The following is a 22,310-nucleotide window of genomic DNA, read 5'->3' on the forward strand; positions in this document are numbered from 1 at the left end:
GCCATGTTCGAGGGGCTCATCCGCAACGGCATCCTCACCACGGTGGTGGTGCTCATCGTCTCCGTGCTGGGCATCGTCGCCGCCCTGCGCATACCGGTGCAAATGATTCCCGACCTGGAGGTACGCACGGTCACCGTCCAGACCGACTGGCCGGGGGCCACCCCCCAGGACATCGAGAAAGAGATCCTCATCGAGCAGGAGGAGTACCTCCGCAACCTGCCCAACCTCCACCGCATGGTCTCCCGGGCCTCCAGCAGCGAGGCGGAGATCGAGCTGGAGTTTCCCTACGGCGTGGACATGAACGAGACCCTCATCCGGGTCAACAATGCCCTCAGCCAGGTGCCCTCCTACCCCGAGAACGTGGACCAGCCGCGCATCTACGCCGCCTCCTTTTCCCAGAACTCCTTCATGTACCTGCGCGTCGCGCCCCTGCCGGGCAACCCGCGCGGCCTGAACATGACCATGATGCGCGACTTCGTCGAGGACCGCGTGCGCACCCGCATGGAGAGCGTGCCGGGGGTGTCCCAGGTGGAGGTGGGGGGCGGCGCGGAGCGCCAGATCCAGATCCATCTGGATGCCGAACGGCTCGCCGAGCGCAACCTCTCGGTGCCGGCCGTGCGGGAGGCCATCACCGCCCGCAACCAGGACGTCTCGGGCGGTGACCTGGAGTCCGGAAAGCGCCGCTACCTGCTGCGCACCATCGGCCGCTTCGAGGACCTGGAGGACCTGCGCCGGATGGTGCTCGTGCGCCGCGGCGACGCCGTCATTCGCCTCGGCGAGGTGGCCGAGGTGGAGCTGGGCCATTTCGAGATGCGCGAGCGCTCCTACGTCAACGGCAATCCGGTGATCCGCCTCTCGGTGAACCGGGAAACCGGCTCCAACGTCATCGACATCAAGCAGGCCCTGCTCCCCCGGATCGACGTCATCAACCGCGAGGTCCTCAAGCCCGCGGGCATGGAGCTGACGCTCACCACCGACGACGTGCGCTACGTCACCGCCTCGCTGGCCAACGTCTGGAAAAACCTGGCCATCGGCGCGGTGTTCGCGACGCTTGTGATGTTCCTGTTCCTGCGCTCCGGACGCGCCACCGCCGTGGGCGTCATGGGCATCCCCATATGCGCCATCGCGGCCTTCCTCGGACTGCTGCTCGCCGGACGGAGCATCAACGTCATCTCCCTGGCCGGGGTGGCCTTCGCCATCGGCATGACCCTGGACAACAGCATCGTGGTGCTGGAGAGCATCGAGCTGGAGCGCCGCAAGGGCAAGGGCCGCTTCGCCGCCGCGGTGGCCGGGGTGCAGCAGGTGTGGCCGGCGGTGCTGGCCTCCACCATGACCACGGTGCTGGTGTTCGTGCCCATCCTGTTCATCGAGGAGGAGGCGGGCCAGCTCTACTCGGACGTGGCCATCGCCATCTCCGCCTCCATCCTGGCCTCCATGGTGGTGGCCATCACGGTGCTCCCCACGGCGAGCGCCCGCCTACGCTTCGGGGAAAAGCCGCAGGGGGAGACCGGCTCCGGGCTGCGCAGGCGCACCCTGCGCGGCGTCGGCGCCCTGACCCGGGGGGCCACGGCCCGCTTCGCCACCATTGCGGCCACGGTGGTGGTGAGCGTGGGCATCCTCTACTGGCTCACGCCGCCCGCGGAATACCTGCCGGAAGGCGAGGAGGCCAAGACCTTCGCCGCCATGAACGCCCCGCCCGGCTACAACCTGGAGACCATGACCGAGATCGGCGAAGAGCTGCACGCCGAGTTCCTGCCCCACCTCGACAAGGCCCCCGCCGCCTACGAGCGCGGCGAGACCGAGATCCCGGCGCTGGCCTACTTCATCATGTTCGTGCGGCCGCAGCAGATCTTCATCATCACCGAGTCCAAGAACCCGGACCATATCTTCGACCTGATGGACGTCATCCAGGAGAAGTACGCGCAGTACCCCGGGATGCGCGCCTTCGCCTCGCGGGGCTCCATCATCACCAGCAACGAGGGCGGCACCCGGAGCATCAACCTCGACATCTCCGGGGCCGAGCTGGCGCCCATCTACGACGCCGCGCTGTCCGCCTACCGGCGTGCCGAGGAGATCTTCGACGACCCGCGCATCCAGGCCAATCCGTCCACCCTGTCCCTGTCTCAGCCCCTGGTGGAGGTCCACCCCGACTGGGACCGCACCAGCGAGCTGGGCATGACCGCCGGGGAGCTCGGCTTCACGGTGGCCGCCCTCACCGACGGCGCCTATGTGGACGAGTTCTTCCTGGCCGACGAGAAGATCGACATCTTCCTGTACAGCGGAAATGGCCGGGACGCCGGCGTGGACGGCCTCGACCAGATCCCCATCCACACCCCGCAGGGTACCGTGCTGCCGCTGTCCGCCATGGCGGAGATCCGGGAGACCGTGGACACCAGCGAGGTGCGCCGCATCAACGGCCAGCGCACGGTGAGTCTGAACATCATCCCGCCCCGGGACGTGGCCCTGGAGACCGGGGTGGACCGCGTCCGCGAGGAGGTCATCCAGCACCTCCGGGACCGCGGCGCCATCCCCAATACCGTCTCCGTGGACATCTCCGGGGCCAGCGACCAGCTCCGCGAGACCCGGGAGGCCCTGTCCGCCAACTACCTGGTGGCGGGCGCCCTCATCTACCTGCTCATGGTGGCCATCTTCCGCCACTGGGGCTATCCGCTGCTGATCATGACCGCCATTCCGCTGGGCGTATCTGGGGGCATCCTGGGACTGCGGCTCATGAACTGGGTAGGCGGCATGCTCCCCGCGGCGGGACTCAACGCCATCCACCAGCCCTTCGACATGATCGCCATGCTGGGCTTCCTGATCCTCATGGGCACGGTGGTGAACAACCCCATCCTCATCGTCCACCGCGCCGTGGAGAACGTGCGCGACGCCGGGATGGCGGCGCGCGAGGCGGTGGCCGAGGCGGTGGAGTCACGCCTGCGCCCCATCGCCATGTCCACCATCACCACCATCTGCGGCCTGGCGCCGCTGGTGTTCCTGCCCGGCGAGGGGGCCGAGCTCTACCGCGGCGTGGGCGCCATCGTCCTGTTCGGCATCCTGGGCGCCGCGGTGGTCTCCCTAACCTTCCTGCCGGCGCTGACGGTGGCGGTGCTCCGCTGGCGGGGCCGGCGGACAGCCGGGGAATAAAAACGCTTCTCGGCGCCGCCAATGGGAGCTGCCCTCGTGGGGATAAGGGCGAGAGGCGGAGGCAAGGTCGCAAGGCGACTGGAAGGGAGGCACACGAAGGGCAGGGGCCCTTGGAGCCTGGAGGCCTTGCCCCCGCCTCTCGCCCCCACGGAGTGCTTCCAAGTTCCATTGGTGCCGTCGAGGAGCCAATAAAAGGCCCCGCCGGGAGGGCGGGGCCCAACCTTAGGGGCGGCGGACCTACTCGGTGAACCGGTTGCCGACAATGTTGAACCGAGTGCCGTCGTTGTGCTGCCAGACGGCGATGCCGTTGCCCTCCGGATCCAACGCAACCTGCGGAGCCTCCGCCTCCCCGGAGTCGTCGGTCTCGATCACCTGGGCGCTGCCCCAGCCCGCCCCCACCAGGAAACGGTTGGCCCAGATGTTGTCGCGCACGCCGTCGCCCTGCTGCCAGACCACCAGGGCGTTGCCCGCCCCGTCCACGGCCACCCGGGGGTTTTCCACACCGCCGGCGTTGTGGGTCTCGAGCAGATAGGGCGCGCCCCAGCCCGAGCCCGCCATATAGCGGCTGGCGTAGGCGTGCTTCTTCCCTCCCGGAAACTTGGCCCATACCGCCACCGCGTTGCCGCTGGCATCCATGGCCACCTGCTGGCCGCTCGAGTTTCCGGTGGCGGTCTCGATGGCCCCTGCGGTCCCCCAGCCGGAGCCGGGCTCATAGCGATTGGCCCAGGTATAGATGCCCGTTCCGTCATCCACCTTCCAGACCGCGGTGGCGTGCCCCCGTTCGTCCATGGCTACCTGGGGACCGGTGGCGTCATCGGAGGCGATGGCCTCAATGGCCGCCGCTCCCTCCCAGCCCGATCCGGCATCGTAGCGGTTGGCGCGGATGCTGTACGTGCCTCCCTGCATCTGGGACCAGACAGCCACCGCATTGCCGCTGCCGTCCATGGCCACCTGCGGCTTCTCCGCCGGGGTACCATCGTGGGTCTCGATCAGGTGGTCGCTCCCCCAGCCGATGCCGGGCTCGTACCGGTTGGCCCGGATATTCTCCCGGTTGCCGTCATCCTGGGCCCAGACGGCCATGGCGGCGCCGCTGTCTTCCAGCGCAACCTGGGGGTTTGCCGCCCATCCGGCATCCCGGGACTCGACCTTCTCGGCGGCTCCCCAGCCACTGTCCGGATCGTAGTGGTTGGCCCAGATGCTCGGCTGCGTGCCGTCGGACTGCTTCCAGACCGCCACGGCGTGGCCGCCGCCGTTCACGGCCACCTGGACCTCGCTCGCGGCATTATCGTTGGCCTCGATCCGCTCGGGCTCCCCCCAGCCGGACCCAGCCACGTAGCGGTTCGCCCAGATATTATCCCGGGTGCCGTCGGACTGCTCCCAGACGGCGATGGCATTGCCGCTGTCATCCACCCCCACTTGCGGATCCCCGGCGGTATCGTTCCCGGTCTCCAGCACCTCCGCCACCCCCCAGCCCCGCGGACCCGCACCGTCGCAAAGGAAGCGGGTCTGGGCCACTTCCCCGCCATCCAGCGAGCCGTTTCCGTCGCCGTCGCGTCCGGATTCCACTTTTAGCCCGCCGTAGCGGCAGTTGATCCCCGGCGATTCATCGGTGACCGAGACCAGGGAGGAGAGGCCATCCGCCCCGTCGGCCCCGTCCTTGCCGCCACCCTGCCCGCCGCACCCATGCAGCGCCAATACGCCGGCGGCCAGCACCCGTTTCCAAGGGTGCCGCCCCTTTTCGACTCCGCCGCGCACCAGCCCGTACCCCGCCATTACGCCTTCCCCTTTCCGGTTCGTGCGGTCCCGCGGCTGCCGATGCCGGGAACCGATCCGTTCGTCCAGCCGTTCCCGGCCAGCGCCGACCGGGAACCAAGGCCTGTCGCGAAGGGCCCAGGGACAGATTAGGCCGGGAGGATGCCCCGGGACATAGAGCAAATGCGGGTGTTAAGCCGTTTACTCCGCCCGCGTCCGAAGACGTTTTCAGTCCGGGCGGGGTGCTGTAGGTTTACATGCACATCGCGGACGAAAAGGGACAGCGCGCGGAAATGGAGAGGCAGCTGGGCGAGATCAGCGACTTCCTGTTGGGTCTGCACGGTGATGCGCGGGCACTGGAGCCGGATGCCTTCCAGCGGGCCATCCTGGAGCGGCTGCGCACTCTGGTACCCTTCGACTTCGCCGCCTGGGGCGGGGCCGAGGCGGAGGAGCGCCAGGTCAACGAGGTGCTGGTCCTGGACCAGGACCAGCGCATTCTCACGGAGTGGCCCGAGGTGGGGCCCCTGGACCGCTTCTGCGACCTGACCCTGGAGGGGCTCAACCGCACCTGGCATTTCGACGACATCCCGGGCTACCGCGATACCCTCGCCTACAACGAGCACTGGCGCGGCTTCGAGGTCAGCCACATGATGTCCACCATCATGCACGAGCCCCTGGAGGGCTACGTGAGCTTCATGGGCCTGTTCCATGAGGATATGGCGCGCCCCTTCACCGAGGAGGAGCGCGCCCTGAAGCAGCTCCTCATGCCGCACCTCGCCGAGGCCCTCCGCACCAACCGCGAATGGACGGTGGCCGCCGCGGGCGAGCCCGCCGAGGGTACGGCCCTGGTGGACGGCACCGGCCGGATCCTGGCCAGCCGCGATCCCTTCCGTGCCCTCCTACGGGAGGAATGGGGGACCCACCATCCGCTGCGGCTTCCCGAGGTGCTCGCCGGCGCGCGGGCCGGAGGGCCCGCCTGGCGGGGCCGTTGCATCCAGATCCGGATCCGGCGCTTCCACCACAATTTCCTGCTGCGGGTCCGCCCCCTTTCCCCGCTGGATGCCCTGCCGCCCCGGGCCAGGGAGGTGGCGGAGCTGTTCGGGGCCGGTCTCTCCCACAAGGAAGTGGCACGCCGTCTGGGGCTGTCGCCGGCAACCGTCCGCAAGCAGCTCACCAACATCTACGAGCGTCTGGGCATCTCCAGCAAGGCGGCACTGGGTAGGCTCATCCGGCCCGACGCCGACTAGACACTTTCCCCACTTCGGCGTCCCTCCGATCCGCCCGGCGGCCCCTTTGCGGGGAGAACCTGATGGCGGCCGCCCGAGCATTGGTCTTCCGTGGGAATGGGGAAGCATTTCCCAGATTTCAGGCTGTCAGCGGCCCGGACGCCCACGGACGACACCCCCGGAGTGGATCCCATGCACGACCTGGTCCGGTCAGACTGCCTCCTCGGCCGCGGGCGGGGCTCGCCCAGCCTTCTGGAGCGCATCGGCAACACGCCGCTGGTCCACATGGACGGCGTCTGGTGCAAGCTGGAATTCCTCAATCCCTCGGGCTCCGTGAAGGCCCGGATCGCGAAGTACATGATCGAGCGGGCGGAGGAGGCCGGCCAGCTCCGTCCGGGCGACACCATTGTCGAGGCCTCCAGCGGCAACACCGGCAATGCCCTGTCCATGGTGGCCGCCGTCAAGGGCTACCGCATGCTGGTGGTCATGCCCGACGGCACCAGCTCCGAACGCCCGGCCATTTCCCGGGCCATGGGCGCGGATGTCCTGCTGGTGGGGGATTTTCACGTCAACGCGGCCCTGGACAAGGCCCGGGAGCTGGGGGAGCACGAGGGCTACTTCTACCCGGGCCAGTTCTCGTCGGAATGGAACGTGGCGGAGAACCGGGAATGGCTGGGGCAGGAGGTCCTGGGACAGCTTCCCGAGGGCCGGCTCCCCGACGCCCTGGTGATGGGCGTGGGAACCGGCGGCACGCTGATCGGGGCAGGACAGGCCTTCCGCGCCGTCAATTCCGACTGCCTCCTGGTGGGCGTGGAGCCCGCGGAGTCGCGCACCATCGCCCTGGGCGAGGTGGGCAAGCATCAGATCGAGGGGATCTCCGACGGCTTCGTGCCCGAGATCATCCAGCGCCACCGCCGGGAGGTGGATGACCTCCTGGCCGTGCCCAGCGAGGACGCGGTGGCCGAGATGCGCCGCATCGCCCAGCAGCACGGCTGCTTCGTGGGCCCGAGCTCCGGGGCGCATCTGCTGGCCGCCAGGGAGGTGCAGCGCCGCTATCCGGAGCTGGAAACGGTGGTTACCCTGCTCTGTGACGAGGGGGAGAAGTACTGCGCCGAGCACTTCCGGCCCCTGCCGCCGGAGGGCGCCCCCTGAGCACGCCCGGTTCGCTCAGATAGGGGCCATGAGCATTTGTTCCTCCATAGGGAAGACCGCCCCCCTCGTCATCCGCGCAGCCTCCCGTGCGCCCCTTTCCCAACAGAATACGCCCCGCCACCCGCCGGGGAAGCGGAATCCGCATGCCGCCCGCTGGCCTCATGCCGGGCCGATCCGGGCCAGCACCTGCTGCAGGTTCTCCAGGGTGGGCGGCTTCACCAGGTAGGCGTCGAACAGCTCCGTGGCCTCCTCGTTGAACTGGGAGGGCGGGTAGCCGGACAGGGCCACCAGGAGCGCCCCGTCCAGCACTTCCCGCAGCCGACTCGCCACCTCGAAGCCGGAATGGTCGGGCAGCCCGATATCGATGAGGGCCAGGACGGGACGGGTGCTTCGCACCAGCTCGAAAGCCCGCTCCCCGGTTTCGGCATGCCGCCACCGGTAGCCCAGCCCCTCCAGGAGGAAGCCCAGGGAGGCGGCCACATCCTCGTTATCCTCCACCAGCAGGACCAGCCGATCCTCCCCGGAGGCGGGCGGCGTGCTGTCCGCGCCGGACCGCTCCTCCAGGTCCGCGGCCGGCAGCCGCACCCGGAATTCACTGCCCTGCCCCGCTCCGGGGCTGCTGGCTTCCACCCGGCCGCCGTGCATCTCCACCAGGCTGCGCACCAGGGAAAGGCCCAGCCCGAGCCCCTGCGCGGAAGTCTGCGCCGGATGCGCCCGCTCGAAGAGCTCGAACAGGTGGGGCAGGTGCTCCCGGGCGATCCCCTGGCCGGTATCGCTCACCGTCAGCAGCAGCTGATCCGCCTGGCGCGCACCGGCCAAGCGGATGGTGCCCCCCTCGGGCGTGTATTTGACGGCGTTGTCCAGCAGGTTGGAGAGCACCTGGGTCAGGCGTACGGGATCGCCGCGCGTACCCAGGGGGACCTCGGGCAGATCCACCTCCAGGATCTGCCGCTTTTTCTCCTGGATGGCGGAGACCGACTCCACGGCCTGACGGGCGGCGTCCCGCAGATCCAGGGGCTTCTCGTGGAGCACGATTCGGCCGGTCTTGATCCGGTTGAGGTCCAGCAGATCCTCCACGATCCGGCTTAGATGGGCGCTCTGGCGGGAGATGGTGGCCGCGGCCCGCGTTAGCCGGTCCGGGGATACCCGTCCGGCGCTCTGCTCCAGGAAATGCGCCATGGTGGCGATGGGGGTCAAAGGATTGCGCAGCTCGTGTCCGAGCATGGACAGGAACACGTCCCGGCGCCGGTCCGCCTCCACCAGGGCCTCCTCGGCCGCGTGCCGCTGGGTGATGTCCTCGTTGATGCCGATGAGCCGCTTCGTGCGTCCCTGGGTATCGGGAAGCACGGTGTCGGTTACCTGAACCCAGACCGCGGAGCCGTCCTTGCGCAGCAGGCGCTTCTCCAGGGCGTGCGCCGGCTCCTCCTCGGCCCTGAGCCGGGCCAGGGCGTCCTCGGTCTTATCCAGGTCCTCGGCATGGGTGAGCTGCTGAATGGAATACCGCCCCTTTACCAGCTCCTCCGGGGGATAGCCGACAATCCGGCCGTAAGCGGGGTTGGCCTCCAGGATCCGGCCATCGAGGTCCATAATGGTGATCCCTACCCCGGCATGGGTGAAAGTTTCCCGGAACGTCGTCTCGCTGCGGCGCAGCTCCGCTTCGGTGCTGGCCCGCTGGATGCTGCCGGCGAGCACGTTGGCGAGGGCCTGCAGGAAATGCACGTCGGAACGGCTGAACTCCCGCCGCTTCCGGGAAAAGGCCGCCAGGACCCCGTACGCCCTCTGGACGCCGCGGATCACCACGGTGATTCCGCTTACCGCCGCATGGTCCCGGAGCAGCTCGGAGGGCGAGAACCGGGTCTCCGAGGCGAGATCGGCGATATGGACCGGGCTGTCGGCGAGCAGAGTGTAGCCCCCCGGTGAGCCCCGACCATCGGGCTCCGTGGCCAGGCCGACCCGTCCCTCCTGCCAGCCGACACCGCTTTTCAGCAGAAGCCGTTCCTGATCCGGATGCCACTCCAATACCTTGGCGAGATCCACATCCAGGAAGTCATACAAGGCCTGCGTCGCCCGATCAAACAGGGCCTGCAGGGAAGCCCCGCGAAGTCCCCGCTCGCCCAGCTCCGCGATGGCCTCCTGCTGTGTGAGGCGTGCCTTCAGCTCCCGGGAATGGAGCCAGGCTCGGGAATCGAGGTCTTCGGGGAACGACGGAGATTCGGAGTCGGACAAAGTACGGGCGCTCATGCTGGCGGGCCTTCGCGGGAAAGCAAGGGCGGGAGAATGTTAGCCGTTAGACCAGCATCCGCGTGATTCTCTCCTGAGCGGGCGCTCAGGAACCGGAGAAGGCCACCCGCTCTTGCGGTGCGATCCGGTCGGGATCCCACACTGCCCGAGCCCAGTCCCAGAAGGCCTCCGTCGTCATGCGCTCGCCGTCGGCGGGCAGGGGCTGGCCCAGGAAGGCGAAGGCCGCCACGAGCTGCGGCACGGGATCCGCCTCGGGCAGGGCGCGGGCACGGGTCTGCTTGGAGAGCTTGTGCCCTTGAGGCGTGGCCGCCAGAGGCACATGGGCGTATTCCGGGGTCGCGACGCCCAGGCAGTCCTGCAGGAAGATCTGGCGCGGGGTGGAGCCGAGCAGATCCGCGCCCCGTACCACGTGGGTGACGCCCTGCTCCGCATCATCCGCCACCACCGCCAACTGGTAGGCGAACAGACCGTCGGCGCGACGCACCACGAAATCGCCCACCTCCGCCGCCAGATCCTGGACGAAACGGCCCTGGACGGTGTCGTCGAAGGTGATTTCCCGGTCCGCGACCCGCAGCCGCACCGCGCGCGGCGCCTTGCCCGGCGGCAGGCCGCCGCGGCAGGTCCCGGGATAGACAGCGCCGAGCCCCCGAGCCTCAACCGCCGCACGGATCTCCTTGCGCGTGCAGCCGCAATCGTAGGCCAGCCCCTCCCGGCGCAGCGTCTCCAGAGTCGCTTGGTAGGCCTCCGTACGGGTGCTCTGGTAGAGCACCGGACCGTCCCACCGGAGCCCATAGGCCTCCAGGGTCCGCAGGATGCCGTCCGCGGCCCCGGGCTCCACCCGGGGCGGATCCAGGTCCTCCATGCGCACCAGCCAGTACCCGCCGTGGGCGCGGGCCTCCAGGTAGCTGGCGAGGGCCGCAACCAGGGAGCCGAAATGCAGGGCGCCGGTGGGCGAGGGGGCGAAACGCCCGGTGTAGGGGGTATGCATGCCCGTAATGATGCCCCCGCCCCCGCCGCCGCTCAACCCGATCGGGGGACGCGCTCAGGCGGAAAGGGGAACGCCGATCAGCCAGGCATGGCCGCCCAGGAAGAAGGCGGCGTACAGGGCCAGGCCGCCTGCCAAGGCCACCGCATCGTTCCAGGCGGAGGCCGGCGCCTGCGGGATACGCCGATCCGGCCGCCAGGTCATGGAGAGTCGGTCCGCCACCGCCCATACCAGGAAACCGCCGAACAGCAGGATATCAGCGACAGTGCCGTTGACGAGCAGATGGGCCACGCCCCAGAGCATGACCGCGGCCAGCATGGGATGGCGCAGGACCCGGTTGAAGCGGCCGGGCAGATAGGCACTCAACAGCAGGGGAAAGACGAGCACCAGGAGCAGAAGGCTCACGTACGTCAGCCATTGGGGGGGCGCATACACCTGGACGGCACGCTGCCTGGCGAGACCGTAGCCGATAATGGTCAGTCCCAGCCCGACGAAGGCCACCAGGCTGAATGCACCCTTCCAGAGACCCACGCCCATGCGCTCGGCCATGGCATCTCGCCATTGGAAATTGACGATGGAAATGGCGTGTACGCCCAGGAAGAGCATGAGGCCGACGACCAGCAGGGGCATGGCGGCTTCCTATGGCTGAAACCAGGTCCCATCGGCCATGCTAGCGGATCTTTCCGGCCAAACCACAGGAGCGGACCAACCCTCGCGGCGGGGCGGGCTCAGCCGGGGAGCCGCTGCCCGGCCTCGGCCACCAGACCCGGCATCCCGGCGATGAGATAGGGAAACGCGTCCTCCGGTATCTCGGAATCCAGCCCGGCTTCCTCCAAAACCGCCTGGTAGTCCCGGATGAACTGCACGCCGCCGCCGACCGCCCCCGTGAAGCCCTCACCCTCCGCGGCGGCGAAGCGGGCTTGCGGCAGGGCGTCCTCCACGCTGTGGAACAGATCCGGCGTCTCCGCCAGCAGCCCCAGCCCGCCGAGGAAGGAGCGCTGCGGCAGGCCCCGGAGCAGACCGGCGAGGCCCTCCCTCAGGGGCGTGGAATCCGCGGCTTGCTCCAGATCCTCCTCCGCGATCAGGCGGCCGGCGTAATCGGCCCAGGCGCGGAAGTCCGCCCCGCTGAACAGCCCGTTGCTCCAGGCGGTCAGTCCGGTGAGCCCGTAGGCGAACAGATCGAAGCAGCCTTCCACGGTGCCGTTCCGCTGCAGGGGCTGCTTGGCCTTGGCCATGTCCCAGAAGAAGTTGCCGTGTATCTTCTCGAACAGCTCCGTGGCCACATCGCGCACGGCTTCCTGATGGGGAATGGACATACCGTTTCTCCTGGACCGGACCCCGGGAAGGAGCCTTCTTCCATAATAAACCGGGAGAGACGGCGCGGGCGTACCCCTCCCGGGATACGGGGCTTGTCTTTTTCTCCGGCTTGTTCCTCAATGGTGCCCGCGCACCGTGCCCGGAATCCTGGGGCAAAGGACACGCCCGGACCATGACCCATCCTGGGTACCCCCTCGGGCCGGCCCGTATTTGTGAACCGTATCGAACCGAAAGGTCCCATTGTCGCCATGGATCGCGATTCCATAGAAATCGACGTACAGACCCTAGCCCGCTTGCGGGAAGCGTCCGGTCCGCTTACCGTTCTCGATGTCCGCGAATCCTGGGAGGTGTCCCACTGCGCGCTGGAGGACAGCCTGCATATTCCCATGGGCGAGGTCCCCTCCCGGATCGGCGAGCTGCCCGCCGAGGGCGCGCTGGTGGTGATGTGCCACCACGGAATGCGGAGCATGCAGGTGACGCAGTTCCTGCACCACATGGGCTACGAAAACGCCCGCAATCTCGCCGGCGGGATCGACGCCTGGGCGGCCGAGGTGGATCCGGCCATGCCGCGCTACTGAGCGCGCGCCGCTCCGTCGAAGAGCCCGCCCCACGCCGAACCACCCCTGGCGCACGAGGAGACCCGTATGGCCGACCTTTCCATGGAATCCCTGCTGAAGCTCATGGTCCAGAATCAGGGCAGCGACCTGTTCCTGAGCGTCGGCGCGCCTCCGGCCATGAAGATCGACGGCGAGATGAAACGGTTCAAGACCGAGAACCTGTCCCCCGAAGACACCGACCACCTCGCCCGCGAGATCCTGGACACCGAGCAGGCCTGGGAGGAGTTCCGCGCCAAGGGGGGCGCCAACCTCGCCCTCTCCTACGAGAATGTGGGCCGCTTCCGCGCCAACGTCTTCCGGCAGCGCCACAGCGTCGGCATGGTTATCCGGCGCATCAACACCCAGGTGCCCTCCTTCGAGGAACTGGGGCTCCCGGAGGCCCTCAAGGACATCGCCTCCTACAACCGGGGGCTGGTGTTCGTGATCGGCGCCACCGGGTCCGGGAAGTCCACCACACTGGCCTCCATGATCGACTACCGGAACCGCAACCAGGCCGGCCACATCCTCACACTGGAGGATCCCATCGAGTTCATCCACGAGCACAAGAAGTCCTTGGTCAACCAGCGCGAGATCGGGATGGATGCCGAGGATTGGGAATCCGCCCTGAACGACGCCCTTCGCCAGGCCCCCGACGTGGTGCTGGTGGGCGAGATCCGCAACCGGGACTCCATGGAGCACGCCCTCCATCTGGCGGATACGGGACACCTAACCCTGGCCACCCTGCATTCCACCAATGCCGCGCAGACCCTGGACCGCATCCGCAACATGTTCCCCGAGGATCGCCATTCCCAGATCCTCCAGGACATCTCCCTAAACCTGCGCGCCATCGTGGGCCAGCGGCTGGCCCGCCGCCCCGAGGGCGGACGCGCGGGCGTTCTGGAAGTGTTCGTCAACACGCCCCGGGCGGCGGACTTCATCATCGGCGAGCAGTTCGGCGCCCTCAAGGACGTCATGGAGGAGGACCAGCAGTTCGGTATGCAGAGCTTCGACGAGGCGGCCACGGCCCTCTACAAGGAGGGCAAGATCGACGCGGAGGAGGCCATGCGCCAGGCGGATTCCGCCAACAACGTGCGCATTGCCATCAAGAACTTCGAGCGCGAGCAGCAGGGTGCCGAAGGCGAAGGAGAGGACGAGGGACCCGAGATCCCGGACTTCGAGATCCAGGACCAGGAGCCGGAAGGGGATAAGGATCCCGAATAACCCCGGGCCCCCTCCCCCGCCCTCCTGGTTCTACCCCATGGACGCTCTGTTACAAGGCGGGTATGCCGGTAAATAGGATTCAGACCATTTATCGGAGTCATACCCATGTCGTTACCGTTGTGGAAGCAAACCGCGAAGACCGCCCTGGCGCTCTTCTTCGCCCTGGCCGTGGCCGGATGCAATACCATGGAGGGCGCCGGCGAGGATATGGAAGAGGCCGGCGAGGAGACGCAGGACGCCGCCGAATGAGCCTCCTTCTGGCCTTGCCGCGGCAATAAGCCAGTGGCACCGGCCTCCACGGCGGCATGGCCTGCCGTGGGACGCCGACCCCCTACCCCGCTTCCGGCGCCGGCGGCAGGTGGACGGTGACCCGCAGCCCGCCGCCGGGCCGGTTGGCCAGCGTGATATCGCCGCCGTGGGAGCGGACCACGTCCCGGGCGATGGCCAGACCCAGGCCGATGCCGCCGGTTTCCGGATTGCGGGAATCCTCCAGGCGTACGTAGGGGTCGAAGACCCGCTCCGCATCCGCCTCCGGTATTCCGGGGCCGTCGTCGTCCACGAGGATGCGCGGGCCCGCCGCGTCCGCCTCCAGGGTGACCCGGGCCCGCCCGCCGTAGGCCACGGCATTCTCCACGAGGTTGCGTACCGCCCGTTTCAGGGCGGTGGCCCGCACCGGGCTGACCACCCGCTCAAGCGCGCCGCAGGTCACGTCCATGCGGAGGTCCCGCAGGTCCTCGCAGAGGCTGTCCAGCAGCGCCCCCAGATCCACCGGGTGGATCGCCTCCCCCTGCCCCTCCTGGTGCGCGAAGGAGAGGGCCGCCTCGGTCATCCGCTGCATTTCCTCCAGGGTAGCCACCATGCGCTCCCGGCCTTCGCCCTCCGGGAGCATCTCGGCACGCAGGCGCAGGGAGGTGAGCGGCGTGCGGAGATCGTGGGAGATAGCGGCGAGCATCCGGGTCCGGTCGCGGACGAAACGGTCCAGCCGCTCCTGCATGGCGTTGAAGGCGCGGATGGTGCGCCGCACGTCCTCCGGCCCCTGCTCGGGAACGGCTTCGGGCGTGTCACCGCGGCCGAAGCGCTCCGCCGCGCCCGCCAGCCGGGCCAGGGGCCGGGTGGTGCGGCGCACCAGCAGGACCACCACCACCGCCAGGGCCAGGGCGGAAAGGCTCAGGGAGAGCAGCGGCGGACCGAGCCACTTCCAGGAATGGTCATGGTGCAGCAGCACCACGTTCAGCCATTGCCCTCCGGGACCGGGCACGGAGACCGCGAACACCGGCTTTCGGGGCGGGCCGGGACGCCCACGGGCGTGGCCGCCGTGGTCCGCCCTGCGCTCCGGGGGAATGGGACCGGCGCGGTAGGCCGTGGGCGCCCCGCCCAGCAGCTCGGCGAGGCGGCGCTGCAAGGGGTGCACCGGGCCGTTCGCGGCCGCCGGCACGGCCGGTCGCGGCCCCAGGTAGAACCGGCGCCAGTGCGCGCTTACTGAATCCAGATAGCGCGGATGCAGCCGGGAAGGTGCCTCCTCCAGGAACCGAGCTGCGTCCGCGATGCGCATGGCCATGCGGTCCCGGCGGATGTCCTCCACGGCCCGGTCGCGCTCGGCGATGAGGATCAGCAGGCTGACCACCTGGGCCACCGTCAGGGTAAGCACCAGCACGGCGATCATCCGGCCGGCCATGCTCCGGGGCAGTAGCCGCATCAGAGCCGCTCCGGATCGGCGGTGAACTGGTACCCGGCGCCCCAGATGGTCTTTATGAGCCCGGGGTGGGCAGGATCCGCCTCGATCTTGCGGCGTAGGCGGCTGACCTGGTTGTCGATGCTGCGGTCATAGGCGCCCGCCTCTCGCCCCCGGGTGCGGTCCAGGAGCTGGTCGCGGCTGAGCACCACGCGCGGGTGGTCGAGAAAAGCCATGAGCAGATTGAATTCCCCGGTGCTCAGCGGCAGGGCCACGCCGTCCGGACCGACTACCTCCCGCTGGGCCACATCCAGGACCCGGCCGCCGAAGGCGATGCGCTCGGCATCGCCGGCGGAACGCTGCGGCGGCAGGCTGTTGGTGCGGCGCAGCACGGCCTTGACCCGGGCCAGCAGCTCGCGCGGGTTGAAGGGCTTGGTGAGGTAGTCATCGGCGCCCAGCTCCAGTCCGATCACCCGGTCCGTGTCCTCCGCCACGGCGGTCAGGAAGATCACCGGAAGCTCGGTGGTGGCGCGCAGGTGCCGACAGAGGGAAAGGCCGTCCTCGCCCGGCATCATGATGTCCAGCACCACCAGATCCAACGCCGCCTCGCGCAGGACCCGCCGCGCGGCCTCCCCGTCCGCCGCCACGGAGACGCGATAGCCCTGCCGCTCCAGGTATTCCGACAACAGCTCGCGGATCTCCCGATGGTCGTCCACCACCAGGATGTGCGAACCCTCCGCGCCCGGTTCCACCGCGGTCATCTCCCTCGCTCCTTTACGCTATGCGGTCTGCACTCTACCGCTCCCCCCCGGCGGCGCGCAGGAAAGATTTGTAACGAAATGTACCGAAGCGCGGCAGCCGCCACATGTGGCGACAAAAAACCCTTTTCCCGACATATCCGCGCGACAGGCGGGCGCTGTAATGCGGTGACATGAACGGCAACCTTTGGAGACTTCACCATGCAGCGCAAGACGAAGCTGGGAATGGCCCTGGGCGTTACGTTGGTAGCGGGCACCCTGTTGGCGAGCGGAGTCGTGCTCGCCGGCGGCTCCTGCAAGGGGGGCGGTCCGGGCCGCGGCCCCGACCCGCTGGAACGGTTCGACACCAACGGCGACGGCAAACTCACCACCGAGGAGCTCCGCGACTTCCGGACCGAGCGCCTGCACAAGTTCGACAAGAACGGCGACGGCCACCTGGGTCTGGACGAGTTCGAGGGTGCCTGGCTGGCCGGGATGGAAACCCGCATGGTGCGGCGGTTCCAGCATTTCGACCGCGACGGCAGCGGCGAGGTCACCGAGGAGGAATACCTGCGTCCCGTGACGCGCATGATGCGGCATCTCGACCGTGACGGGGACGGCACGGTAACCCGCGAGGAGCTGCGGAAGATGCACCGGTACCACGGCGGCCCGCGGCGCGGACACCATTGAAGCGAACGGGGCGCCCTGGCGCCCCTTTTTCCCCTCCCCAGCCGCACCCCCCGGGATTCCGCCCATCGCCCGCCCCCGGCCACCGAGACTTCCGGCCACTCAGAAGGGTCCCGTAGCCGCGCCGGGCCCCGCCTAGGGCGAGTCCGGTTACCGGACTTTCGGGTGTTTTTCCGCTGTCTAACCTATTAGCTCCCCCACTGACCGCGCCCCACCACCCCGCCGGGGTCCGCCCATTGCGCCTCCAGAGGAAGGGTTCCGGGATATGAGCAGGAATCGCCCCCAGCACGTCGGCTTCATTCCGGACGGCAACCGGCGCTGGGCCCAGGAGCGGGGCATGCCCAAGCAGGAGGGCTACCCCTTCGGTGTGGAGCCCGGCCTGGCGCTCTTCGAGATGTGCCGCCGACAGGGCATCGACGAGATCTCCATCTACGGCTTCACGCAGGACAATACCCGCCGCCCCTCCGAACAGAAGGACGGCTTCAGCGCCGCCTGCGTGGATTTCGGGCTGGAGGTGGCCCGGCGCGGTGCCGCGCTGCTGGTGGTTGGAGACGAGTCGGCCGCGCCCTTTCCCCCGGCACTGCGCGAATTCCGCACACGGCAGGGCACGGGTACCCGGGTCAACCTGCTGGTCAATTACGGCTGGGAATGGGATCTGCGGGGGCTGCGCGACACCGGCCGGCTGCGCTCGGATCCGGTCCCGCGGCTCGACCTCATCGTCCGCTGGGGAGGCGGACGCCGACTGAGCGGCTTCTTGCCGGTGCAGTCCGTCTATGCCGATTTCTACGTAGTGGAGGACTACTGGCCCGATTTCCGTCCGGAGCACTTCCGGCAAGCGCTGGACTGGTTCCGGAACCAGGACCGCACTCTGGGGGGCTGAGGCCGAATCCGGCGAGCCGCCGATCAAAGCCCGCGGCAGCCGTGCCGCTACCGGTGCGCGTTTCCGCGGCTGCGCTTGGACGCCGCGCTAGGTGCCGAAATTCCGGCGCAGGCGGAATCCGCCGTAGTAGCTGCGGCTCGGCATTGCCATCGTTGACGTAGTACTCCCCGAAATAGGAGACGTCCACGGCGGCGTAGCCACCCTTCTCCGGCTGGTAGGCCAGCTCCACCTGGCCGTAATGGCGGGGGGTCCCGGGCAGCTCGTTGCCGTCCAGGTTGGTCCCGCCCTCCTCGAAGTCCGTGAATTCGTAGTCGGAGTAGGTGTAGGCAAGGGCAGCGGCCAGATCCCGCGCCAGCGCCGCCCGCGCGCTCAGCTCCATGCCGTCCCGCACGGTCTCGCCGGCGTTGACGTAGTAGCTCCGCCCCTGCTGGCCCGGGCAGCCCCGGGAGATCAGCTCGTCGCGGGTCTCGATCCGGAAGAGCGCCAGACTGTAGCTGAAGAGGCTGATGTCGCCGCGCGCGCCCGCCTCGTAGTTGCGGGCCTTCTGCGGATCCAGCCCGCGGAAGCCGCCGCCCGCGCAACGGGCGAACTCGGTGGTGGTGGTGGGGGTCTCGCCGGTTCCGGAAATCCCGCCAGTCCGCGAAGGTGCGCAGCCGGATCTTGTGGTGGGCGTCCAGTCGGCTCTCATAGACCAGGCCCACCTGCTGCTCGTCCACCTCCTCCCCGGCGTCGTACTGCAGGTTGCCGGAGCTGGCCTGGTCCCGGTCCTCCTCCACCTGCTCGGCGGTCAGTGCGCCCGGGTACCGCGCCCGCTCGGTTGAACCGCTCCGGATCGTAGAAGACCCGGGCCGCCTCCGCCCCTTGCATGCAGATGGTACTTTCGAGCATCAGCCGGGCGCGGAAGGTGTCGGACTCCAGAGCCCGGCACCGGTTGGAGACGAACAGGCAGCCCAACGCAGCAGGGCCAGTGTGCTTTCCGGACTGCGGTCGTGTGGAATCCACCGTATGGGGCGTTCGGGCTCCCGGGACGGCGGGGGCGGGAGGCCCCCTTCCCGACTGCCACTACCGCGTCATGGTCCCTGCGAAAACCCCACCCGGTCCTGCCATGCCATGGATTCCAGGGCCTTCTGGAAGGCCAGGGGGCCCTTGGCGAAGGCCTTCCACTGGTCCCGGGTCATCCGATCCCGGTGAAAGCTGCCGCTGAAGGCCTCGATGCCCCAATCCAGGGCCTCCCCGGGGGCCAGATTGTGGTACTCCCGGTCGATAACGCCCCAGGCGAGCCGGATGGTGGCGACGCTCCGATATTCGTTTCCGTCCAGGTACACCTTGAACATGTCCCTGTCTCCCTCCGGGGTAGCCCGATGGGAGGGGCGGGCCTAGTTGCCCGCCCCGGTATCGGCATGCAGGGGCTTGGAAGCCTCGAACTGCTGCTTCTGCTCCTCGGTGGCTTCCGCCTGATAGCGATCCTTCCATTCCCCGTAGGGCATGCCGTAGATGACCTCCCGGGCCTGCTCGTAATCCATGGCGACCTCCCGAGCCTGGGCCTCGGCCATGTACCACTTGGCCAGGCAGTTGCGGCAGAAGCCGGCCAGGTTCATGAGGTCGATGTTCTGCACATCGGTGCGATTCTGCAGGTGCTTCACAAGCCCGCGGAATGCGGCAGCCTCTATCTCGATACGCGTCTGCTCGTCCATGAATGGCTCCTCGTTAATAGCAGGAAAACGGGCACACGGCCCGGGATTGGAAAATTGTTCGGCACCGGGCACCGCCATTGGGGGGCGGGCCCGGATCCGGCTCCGCGCCCGCCTTCGGCATGGCGCCCGGTACGAATACCGGCGACCGGGCCCGATATCCCCTTGGGCAGCCCGTATCGGACCGTGTTCGCTGTAAAGCGGGCCGACGGCCCGACATCCGGGTCCGGGAATGCGGACAGCAGGGAAATCAGTCGTTCCAGCGGGCGGGCGAGGGAGAAGCCGGAAGCCTGAAACAGTAAACCGATTTTAACAAAAATTTCCGCTTTTGTTACCAGAAAAATCCTGTGTCTATACTAGCCAATGAGAAGAAAAAACCGAGGAAAGCAAAAATGAGCGAAAAACCTTACGCATACTATAGGGAAGAAGCGCTTCCCCACGGCGGCCCCGGAAAACTATACGAAACCTTGAAAAGAAGCCGGGAGTGCGGGAGCCAACCATGAATTACAAGGACATCGCAGACCTGAGCAAAGACATTTTCTATTCAGGGCACCGGTTCCCGGACAACATGGACCTTATTGTTGGCGTCCCCCGCAGTGGGATGCTGGCCGCCAGCATTGTGGCCACCCACAGGAATCTGCCCTTGATAGACATTGCCGGCTTTCTGGCGGGAACCCCCCCCTGGTTCGGTGACACGAAGGCCTTGAAGCCCTCCCTGCGATTCCAGAGCAGCTGGGAGGCCCGAGCCCCCTTGGTGATTGACGACTCCATCCTCACCGGGGCGTCCATGAAAAAGGTGGGGAAGCAGCTGGAATACGCCGGATTGCGCGATCGGAGCAATATCGGCGCGGTTTACTATGAGCCCGATTCCGAGTACGACATCGATTTCGCTCTGGCGCCCGTGCGCTACCCCCGGATCTTCGAATGGAATCTGATGCACAAGAGCATCCTGAACCATTCCTGTGTCGATATTGACGGCGTGCTGTGCCGGGATCCGACTCCCGAGGAGAATGACGATGGACCCCGTTACCGGGCATTTCTGGAACAGGTTCCCGCGCTACAGACCCCCAGCCAGACCATCGGGTATCTGGTCACCAGCCGACTGGAACGGTACCGCGAGGAAACGGAGCAGTGGCTGCGGGCCAACGGGATACGCTTCCATCACCTCTACATGATGAATCTGGGCTCCGCCGCCGAACGGCGCCGGCTGGGAGGCCACGGATTTTTCAAGGGGAATATCTACAAGAAGGTGGACGCCAGCCTGTTCATCGAGAGCGCGCACCAACAGGCCATGGAGATAGCCCAGATTTCCGGGAAGAGCGTCCTCTCCTTCGAGAACGGGGAGCTGGTACAGCCGGGAGGCATCCGGGGCGCCCTGTCCAGGGGCCGGATGGAGATCCAGAAAGGGAGCTGGAAACGGCACATACCGGAGCCGATCAAGGTTCTCTACCGCAAGTACCTGTTGTCCGGGGGCTTGGTGAAAAACTAGACGCGGCCTCCGCCCCCGGCGCGCCGGTACCGTCCGACCGCATTCGCGGGCGCGGGATATTCACTCCATGACCGTCTCCGGGGCCGCGGCCTCGCCCCGCGTCTCCTGACGCACCTCCTGCGCCCGCTCCTCCTCTCGGGAGCGTTTGGAAGGCATGAAGCGATCCATGATCACGCAGGCGGCCAGGTCCCCGGTAACGTTCAGGCTGGTGCGAAAGCGCTCGAGGATTTGATCCAGGCCGATGATCAGGGCGAGCCCGGTGAGCGGCACCCCCACGCTGCTCAGCACCGAGGATAGGACGATGATGCCCACCCCCGGCACCGCGGGGGTACCGATGGAGGCGCCCAGCGCGGTCGCCACCAGGGCGAGCAGGGCGCTGACGGGGAGCTCCATCTGGAACATCTGCGCCATGAACAGGGTGGCCAGGCCCTGGTAGAGGGCCGTACCGCCCATGTTCACCGTGGCGCCGAGAGGGACCACCAGCTGGCAGATGGAGGGTCGGACGCGGAGCTGCTCCTCGGCGCTCTTGACGGTCACCGGCATGGTGGCCGCCGAGCTGTTGGTGGAGAAGGCCAGCAGGAACGGCTCCCGGATGCCGGCGAAAAAGCGCAGGGGGTTGCTGCGTCCCAGGCCGGCCACCAGGGCCAGATAGGCGAGCAGCAACAGGGCCATGCCGAGCACCACCGAGCCGGCATACACGCCGAGCCCGGTGAGCACCCCGGGACCCGTCTTGATCATGGCCTGGGCCAGCAGTCCGAAAACGGCCAGCGGCGCGAAGCGCATGGCCGCGCCCACCACCGCCATGGACACGGACTGTATGGAGCCGAACAGATCGAGAAGCGGCCGCGCTGATCGGGGGTCGAGACTGAGCAGCCCGAGCCCCAGCACGACGGCGAAGATCACGATCTGCAGCATATCGCCCTGAGCGATGGCCGCCATGGGATTGGTGGGCAGGGCCTCCGTGACCTGACCCGGGAGCTCGCTGAAGGAAAAGGGCGCCGAGGATCCCGCCCGATCGTCCGGGGCGGCGGGGAGCTTCGCCGATGCAGTCGCTTCCCCGCTTACCGACCCCATCTCGACGTAGCTTCCGGGCTTCAGGGCCAAAGCCACGGTAATACCGATCGCGGTGGCCAGTACGGTGGCCGCCAGGAAGTATATCCCCAGCCACAGCCCCGTGCTCTTCAGTTGCTGGATGTCGGTGGCCCCGGCCATGCCCTGGATGATGGACGCCAGGATCAGGGGAATGACGATCATCTGGATGAAGGCCAGGAAGAGGTGGCCGGGCAGCGAGATCCATTCGCCTACCGCCAGGGCCGTGGACCTGCCGAGCCACCCCGTGTCCGGGCTCATGAGCAGGCCCGCGATCACCCCCAGCACCATGGCCAGGAGCACCTGGAGCCAGAGCCTGCCGATAACCAGACGTCGGACGGGCGCGATGCGGGTCTTCAGGCTCGTTGGGTACAGCGACTCCAGCGCGGTCAGTGGGCTCATGTGTCCAAGCCGCCGGCAATGCTTGCGGG

Annotated in this window: 19 protein-coding genes and 1 pseudogene; 9 read left to right on the forward strand and 11 right to left on the reverse strand. The window is 67.9% G+C overall.

Features of this window, described 5'->3' with window-relative positions:
• Positions 1–3: 3 nt before the first annotated feature.
• Positions 4–3,144, forward strand: coding sequence for an efflux RND transporter permease subunit (locus tag ACERLL_RS15235; RefSeq protein ID WP_373656960.1), 3,141 nt, complete (start codon positions 4–6; stop codon positions 3,142–3,144).
• Between the two features lie 237 nt (positions 3,145–3,381).
• On the opposite strand, the gene ACERLL_RS15240 is transcribed toward ACERLL_RS15235, so the two are convergent.
• A complete protein-coding gene (locus ACERLL_RS15240; protein ID WP_373656961.1) occupies positions 3,382–4,917 on the reverse strand; it encodes a DUF7151 family protein in 1,536 nt (511 codons plus the stop codon).
• A 272-nt stretch (positions 4,918–5,189) separates the two neighbouring features.
• Between ACERLL_RS15240 and ACERLL_RS15245 the strand changes: the two genes are divergently transcribed.
• Positions 5,190–6,143 (forward strand): helix-turn-helix transcriptional regulator, encoded by a 954-nt coding sequence (locus tag ACERLL_RS15245; RefSeq protein WP_373656962.1) that lies wholly within the window; start codon positions 5,190–5,192, stop codon positions 6,141–6,143.
• A 171-nt stretch (positions 6,144–6,314) separates the two neighbouring features.
• Positions 6,315–7,274, forward strand: a complete 960-nt coding sequence (locus ACERLL_RS15250) for a PLP-dependent cysteine synthase family protein (RefSeq protein WP_373656963.1) — start codon at positions 6,315–6,317, stop codon at positions 7,272–7,274.
• Between the two features lie 159 nt (positions 7,275–7,433).
• Here the strand turns inward: ACERLL_RS15250 and ACERLL_RS15255 are convergent, their stop codons facing one another.
• The 4 genes from ACERLL_RS15255 to ACERLL_RS15270 form a co-directional block, all read right to left on the reverse strand.
• A complete protein-coding gene (locus tag ACERLL_RS15255) occupies positions 7,434–9,515 on the reverse strand; it encodes a hybrid sensor histidine kinase/response regulator (RefSeq protein WP_373656964.1) in 2,082 nt (693 codons plus the stop codon).
• Between the two features lie 85 nt (positions 9,516–9,600).
• Positions 9,601–10,503: a tRNA glutamyl-Q(34) synthetase GluQRS gene (gene gluQRS, locus ACERLL_RS15260; RefSeq protein WP_373656965.1), complete on the reverse strand. Its 903-nt coding sequence runs from the start codon at positions 10,501–10,503 to the stop codon at positions 9,601–9,603.
• Positions 10,504–10,557: 54 nt separating this feature from the next.
• Complete coding sequence (locus ACERLL_RS15265; RefSeq protein WP_373656966.1) at positions 10,558–11,130, reverse strand: NnrU family protein; 573 nt, start codon at positions 11,128–11,130, stop codon at positions 10,558–10,560.
• A 98-nt stretch (positions 11,131–11,228) separates the two neighbouring features.
• The gene (locus tag ACERLL_RS15270; protein WP_373656967.1) at positions 11,229–11,816 is read right to left on the reverse strand and encodes a hypothetical protein; all 588 of its coding nucleotides are present in this window, start codon (positions 11,814–11,816) and stop codon (positions 11,229–11,231) included.
• A gap of 249 nt (positions 11,817–12,065) precedes the next feature.
• On the opposite strand from ACERLL_RS15270, the gene ACERLL_RS15275 reads away from it, so the two are divergent.
• From ACERLL_RS15275 to ACERLL_RS15285, 3 genes are all read left to right on the forward strand, one after another.
• The gene (locus tag ACERLL_RS15275) at positions 12,066–12,395 is read left to right on the forward strand and encodes a rhodanese-like domain-containing protein (protein ID WP_373656968.1); all 330 of its coding nucleotides are present in this window, start codon (positions 12,066–12,068) and stop codon (positions 12,393–12,395) included.
• Between the two features lie 66 nt (positions 12,396–12,461).
• Positions 12,462–13,634: a PilT/PilU family type 4a pilus ATPase gene (locus tag ACERLL_RS15280; RefSeq protein ID WP_373656969.1), complete on the forward strand. Its 1,173-nt coding sequence runs from the start codon at positions 12,462–12,464 to the stop codon at positions 13,632–13,634.
• Positions 13,635–13,739: 105 nt separating this feature from the next.
• Complete coding sequence (locus ACERLL_RS15285) at positions 13,740–13,883, forward strand: entericidin A/B family lipoprotein (RefSeq protein WP_373656970.1); 144 nt, start codon at positions 13,740–13,742, stop codon at positions 13,881–13,883.
• An 82-nt stretch (positions 13,884–13,965) separates the two neighbouring features.
• Here ACERLL_RS15285 and ACERLL_RS15290 read toward each other — a convergent pair whose 3' ends face one another.
• Positions 13,966–15,330, reverse strand: a complete 1,365-nt coding sequence (locus ACERLL_RS15290; protein WP_373656971.1) for an ATP-binding protein — start codon at positions 15,328–15,330, stop codon at positions 13,966–13,968.
• A complete protein-coding gene (locus ACERLL_RS15295; protein ID WP_373656972.1) occupies positions 15,330–16,067 on the reverse strand; it encodes a response regulator in 738 nt (245 codons plus the stop codon). The genes ACERLL_RS15290 and ACERLL_RS15295 overlap by 1 nt, the downstream gene beginning before the upstream one ends.
• A 198-nt stretch (positions 16,068–16,265) precedes the next feature.
• Between ACERLL_RS15295 and ACERLL_RS15300 the strand changes: the two genes are divergently transcribed.
• Together ACERLL_RS15300 and ACERLL_RS15305 are read left to right on the forward strand one after the other, a co-directional pair.
• Entirely contained in the window at positions 16,266–16,733 is a 468-nt protein-coding gene (locus ACERLL_RS15300; RefSeq protein WP_373656973.1) for an EF-hand domain-containing protein, read from the forward strand.
• A 262-nt stretch (positions 16,734–16,995) separates the two neighbouring features.
• Positions 16,996–17,610 (forward strand): undecaprenyl diphosphate synthase family protein, encoded by a 615-nt coding sequence (locus ACERLL_RS15305; RefSeq protein WP_373656974.1) that lies wholly within the window; start codon positions 16,996–16,998, stop codon positions 17,608–17,610.
• A 151-nt stretch (positions 17,611–17,761) separates the two neighbouring features.
• Here ACERLL_RS15305 and ACERLL_RS15310 read toward each other — a convergent pair.
• The 3 genes and pseudogenes from ACERLL_RS15310 to ACERLL_RS15320 form a co-directional block, all read right to left on the reverse strand.
• Positions 17,762–18,307, reverse strand: a pseudogene (locus ACERLL_RS15310) (TonB-dependent receptor domain-containing protein); the annotation flags it as partial.
• A gap of 373 nt (positions 18,308–18,680) precedes the next feature.
• On the reverse strand, positions 18,681–18,944 hold the full coding sequence (locus ACERLL_RS15315; RefSeq protein ID WP_373656975.1) for a hypothetical protein: 264 nt from the start codon (positions 18,942–18,944) through the stop codon (positions 18,681–18,683).
• A gap of 42 nt (positions 18,945–18,986) precedes the next feature.
• Positions 18,987–19,304, reverse strand: a complete 318-nt coding sequence (locus tag ACERLL_RS15320) for a DUF1244 domain-containing protein (protein ID WP_373656976.1) — start codon at positions 19,302–19,304, stop codon at positions 18,987–18,989.
• 496 nt (positions 19,305–19,800) lie between these two features.
• On the opposite strand from ACERLL_RS15320, the gene ACERLL_RS15325 reads away from it, so the two are divergent.
• Positions 19,801–20,790, forward strand: coding sequence for a phosphoribosyltransferase (locus tag ACERLL_RS15325; protein ID WP_373656977.1), 990 nt, complete (start codon positions 19,801–19,803; stop codon positions 20,788–20,790).
• 60 nt (positions 20,791–20,850) lie between these two features.
• Here ACERLL_RS15325 and ACERLL_RS15330 read toward each other — a convergent pair whose 3' ends face one another.
• The gene (locus ACERLL_RS15330) at positions 20,851–22,281 is read right to left on the reverse strand and encodes a dicarboxylate/amino acid:cation symporter (protein ID WP_373656978.1); all 1,431 of its coding nucleotides are present in this window, start codon (positions 22,279–22,281) and stop codon (positions 20,851–20,853) included.
• Positions 22,282–22,310 lie beyond the last annotated feature (29 nt).

It is taken from the genome of Thiohalorhabdus sp. Cl-TMA, from assembly GCF_041821045.1.
In the GTDB taxonomy this organism is placed as follows: domain Bacteria; phylum Pseudomonadota; class Gammaproteobacteria; order Thiohalorhabdales; family Thiohalorhabdaceae; genus Thiohalorhabdus; species Thiohalorhabdus methylotropha.

What these genes read in the sequence shown, in the direction of transcription:
- ACERLL_RS15235 (WP_373656960.1), top strand. Translation starts at nt 4, where the DNA reads ATGTTCGAGGGGCTCATCCGCAACGGCATCCTCACCACGGTGGTGGTG.
- ACERLL_RS15240 (WP_373656961.1), bottom strand. Translation starts at nt 4,917, where the DNA reads ATGGCGGGGTACGGGCTGGTGCGCGGCGGAGTCGAAAAGGGGCGGCAC.
- ACERLL_RS15245 (WP_373656962.1), top strand. Translation starts at nt 5,190, where the DNA reads ATGGAGAGGCAGCTGGGCGAGATCAGCGACTTCCTGTTGGGTCTGCAC.
- ACERLL_RS15250 (WP_373656963.1), top strand. Translation starts at nt 6,315, where the DNA reads ATGCACGACCTGGTCCGGTCAGACTGCCTCCTCGGCCGCGGGCGGGGC.
- ACERLL_RS15255 (WP_373656964.1), bottom strand. Translation starts at nt 9,515, where the DNA reads ATGAGCGCCCGTACTTTGTCCGACTCCGAATCTCCGTCGTTCCCCGAA.
- gluQRS (WP_373656965.1), bottom strand. Translation starts at nt 10,503, where the DNA reads ATGCATACCCCCTACACCGGGCGTTTCGCCCCCTCGCCCACCGGCGCC.
- ACERLL_RS15265 (WP_373656966.1), bottom strand. Translation starts at nt 11,130, where the DNA reads ATGCCCCTGCTGGTCGTCGGCCTCATGCTCTTCCTGGGCGTACACGCC.
- ACERLL_RS15270 (WP_373656967.1), bottom strand. Translation starts at nt 11,816, where the DNA reads ATGTCCATTCCCCATCAGGAAGCCGTGCGCGATGTGGCCACGGAGCTG.
- ACERLL_RS15275 (WP_373656968.1), top strand. Translation starts at nt 12,066, where the DNA reads ATGGATCGCGATTCCATAGAAATCGACGTACAGACCCTAGCCCGCTTG.
- ACERLL_RS15280 (WP_373656969.1), top strand. Translation starts at nt 12,462, where the DNA reads ATGGCCGACCTTTCCATGGAATCCCTGCTGAAGCTCATGGTCCAGAAT.
- ACERLL_RS15285 (WP_373656970.1), top strand. Translation starts at nt 13,740, where the DNA reads ATGTCGTTACCGTTGTGGAAGCAAACCGCGAAGACCGCCCTGGCGCTC.
- ACERLL_RS15290 (WP_373656971.1), bottom strand. Translation starts at nt 15,330, where the DNA reads ATGCGGCTACTGCCCCGGAGCATGGCCGGCCGGATGATCGCCGTGCTG.
- ACERLL_RS15295 (WP_373656972.1), bottom strand. Translation starts at nt 16,067, where the DNA reads ATGACCGCGGTGGAACCGGGCGCGGAGGGTTCGCACATCCTGGTGGTG.
- ACERLL_RS15300 (WP_373656973.1), top strand. Translation starts at nt 16,266, where the DNA reads ATGCAGCGCAAGACGAAGCTGGGAATGGCCCTGGGCGTTACGTTGGTA.
- ACERLL_RS15305 (WP_373656974.1), top strand. Translation starts at nt 16,996, where the DNA reads ATGAGCAGGAATCGCCCCCAGCACGTCGGCTTCATTCCGGACGGCAAC.
- ACERLL_RS15315 (WP_373656975.1), bottom strand. Translation starts at nt 18,944, where the DNA reads ATGTTCAAGGTGTACCTGGACGGAAACGAATATCGGAGCGTCGCCACC.
- ACERLL_RS15320 (WP_373656976.1), bottom strand. Translation starts at nt 19,304, where the DNA reads ATGGACGAGCAGACGCGTATCGAGATAGAGGCTGCCGCATTCCGCGGG.
- ACERLL_RS15325 (WP_373656977.1), top strand. Translation starts at nt 19,801, where the DNA reads ATGAATTACAAGGACATCGCAGACCTGAGCAAAGACATTTTCTATTCA.
- ACERLL_RS15330 (WP_373656978.1), bottom strand. Translation starts at nt 22,281, where the DNA reads ATGAGCCCACTGACCGCGCTGGAGTCGCTGTACCCAACGAGCCTGAAG.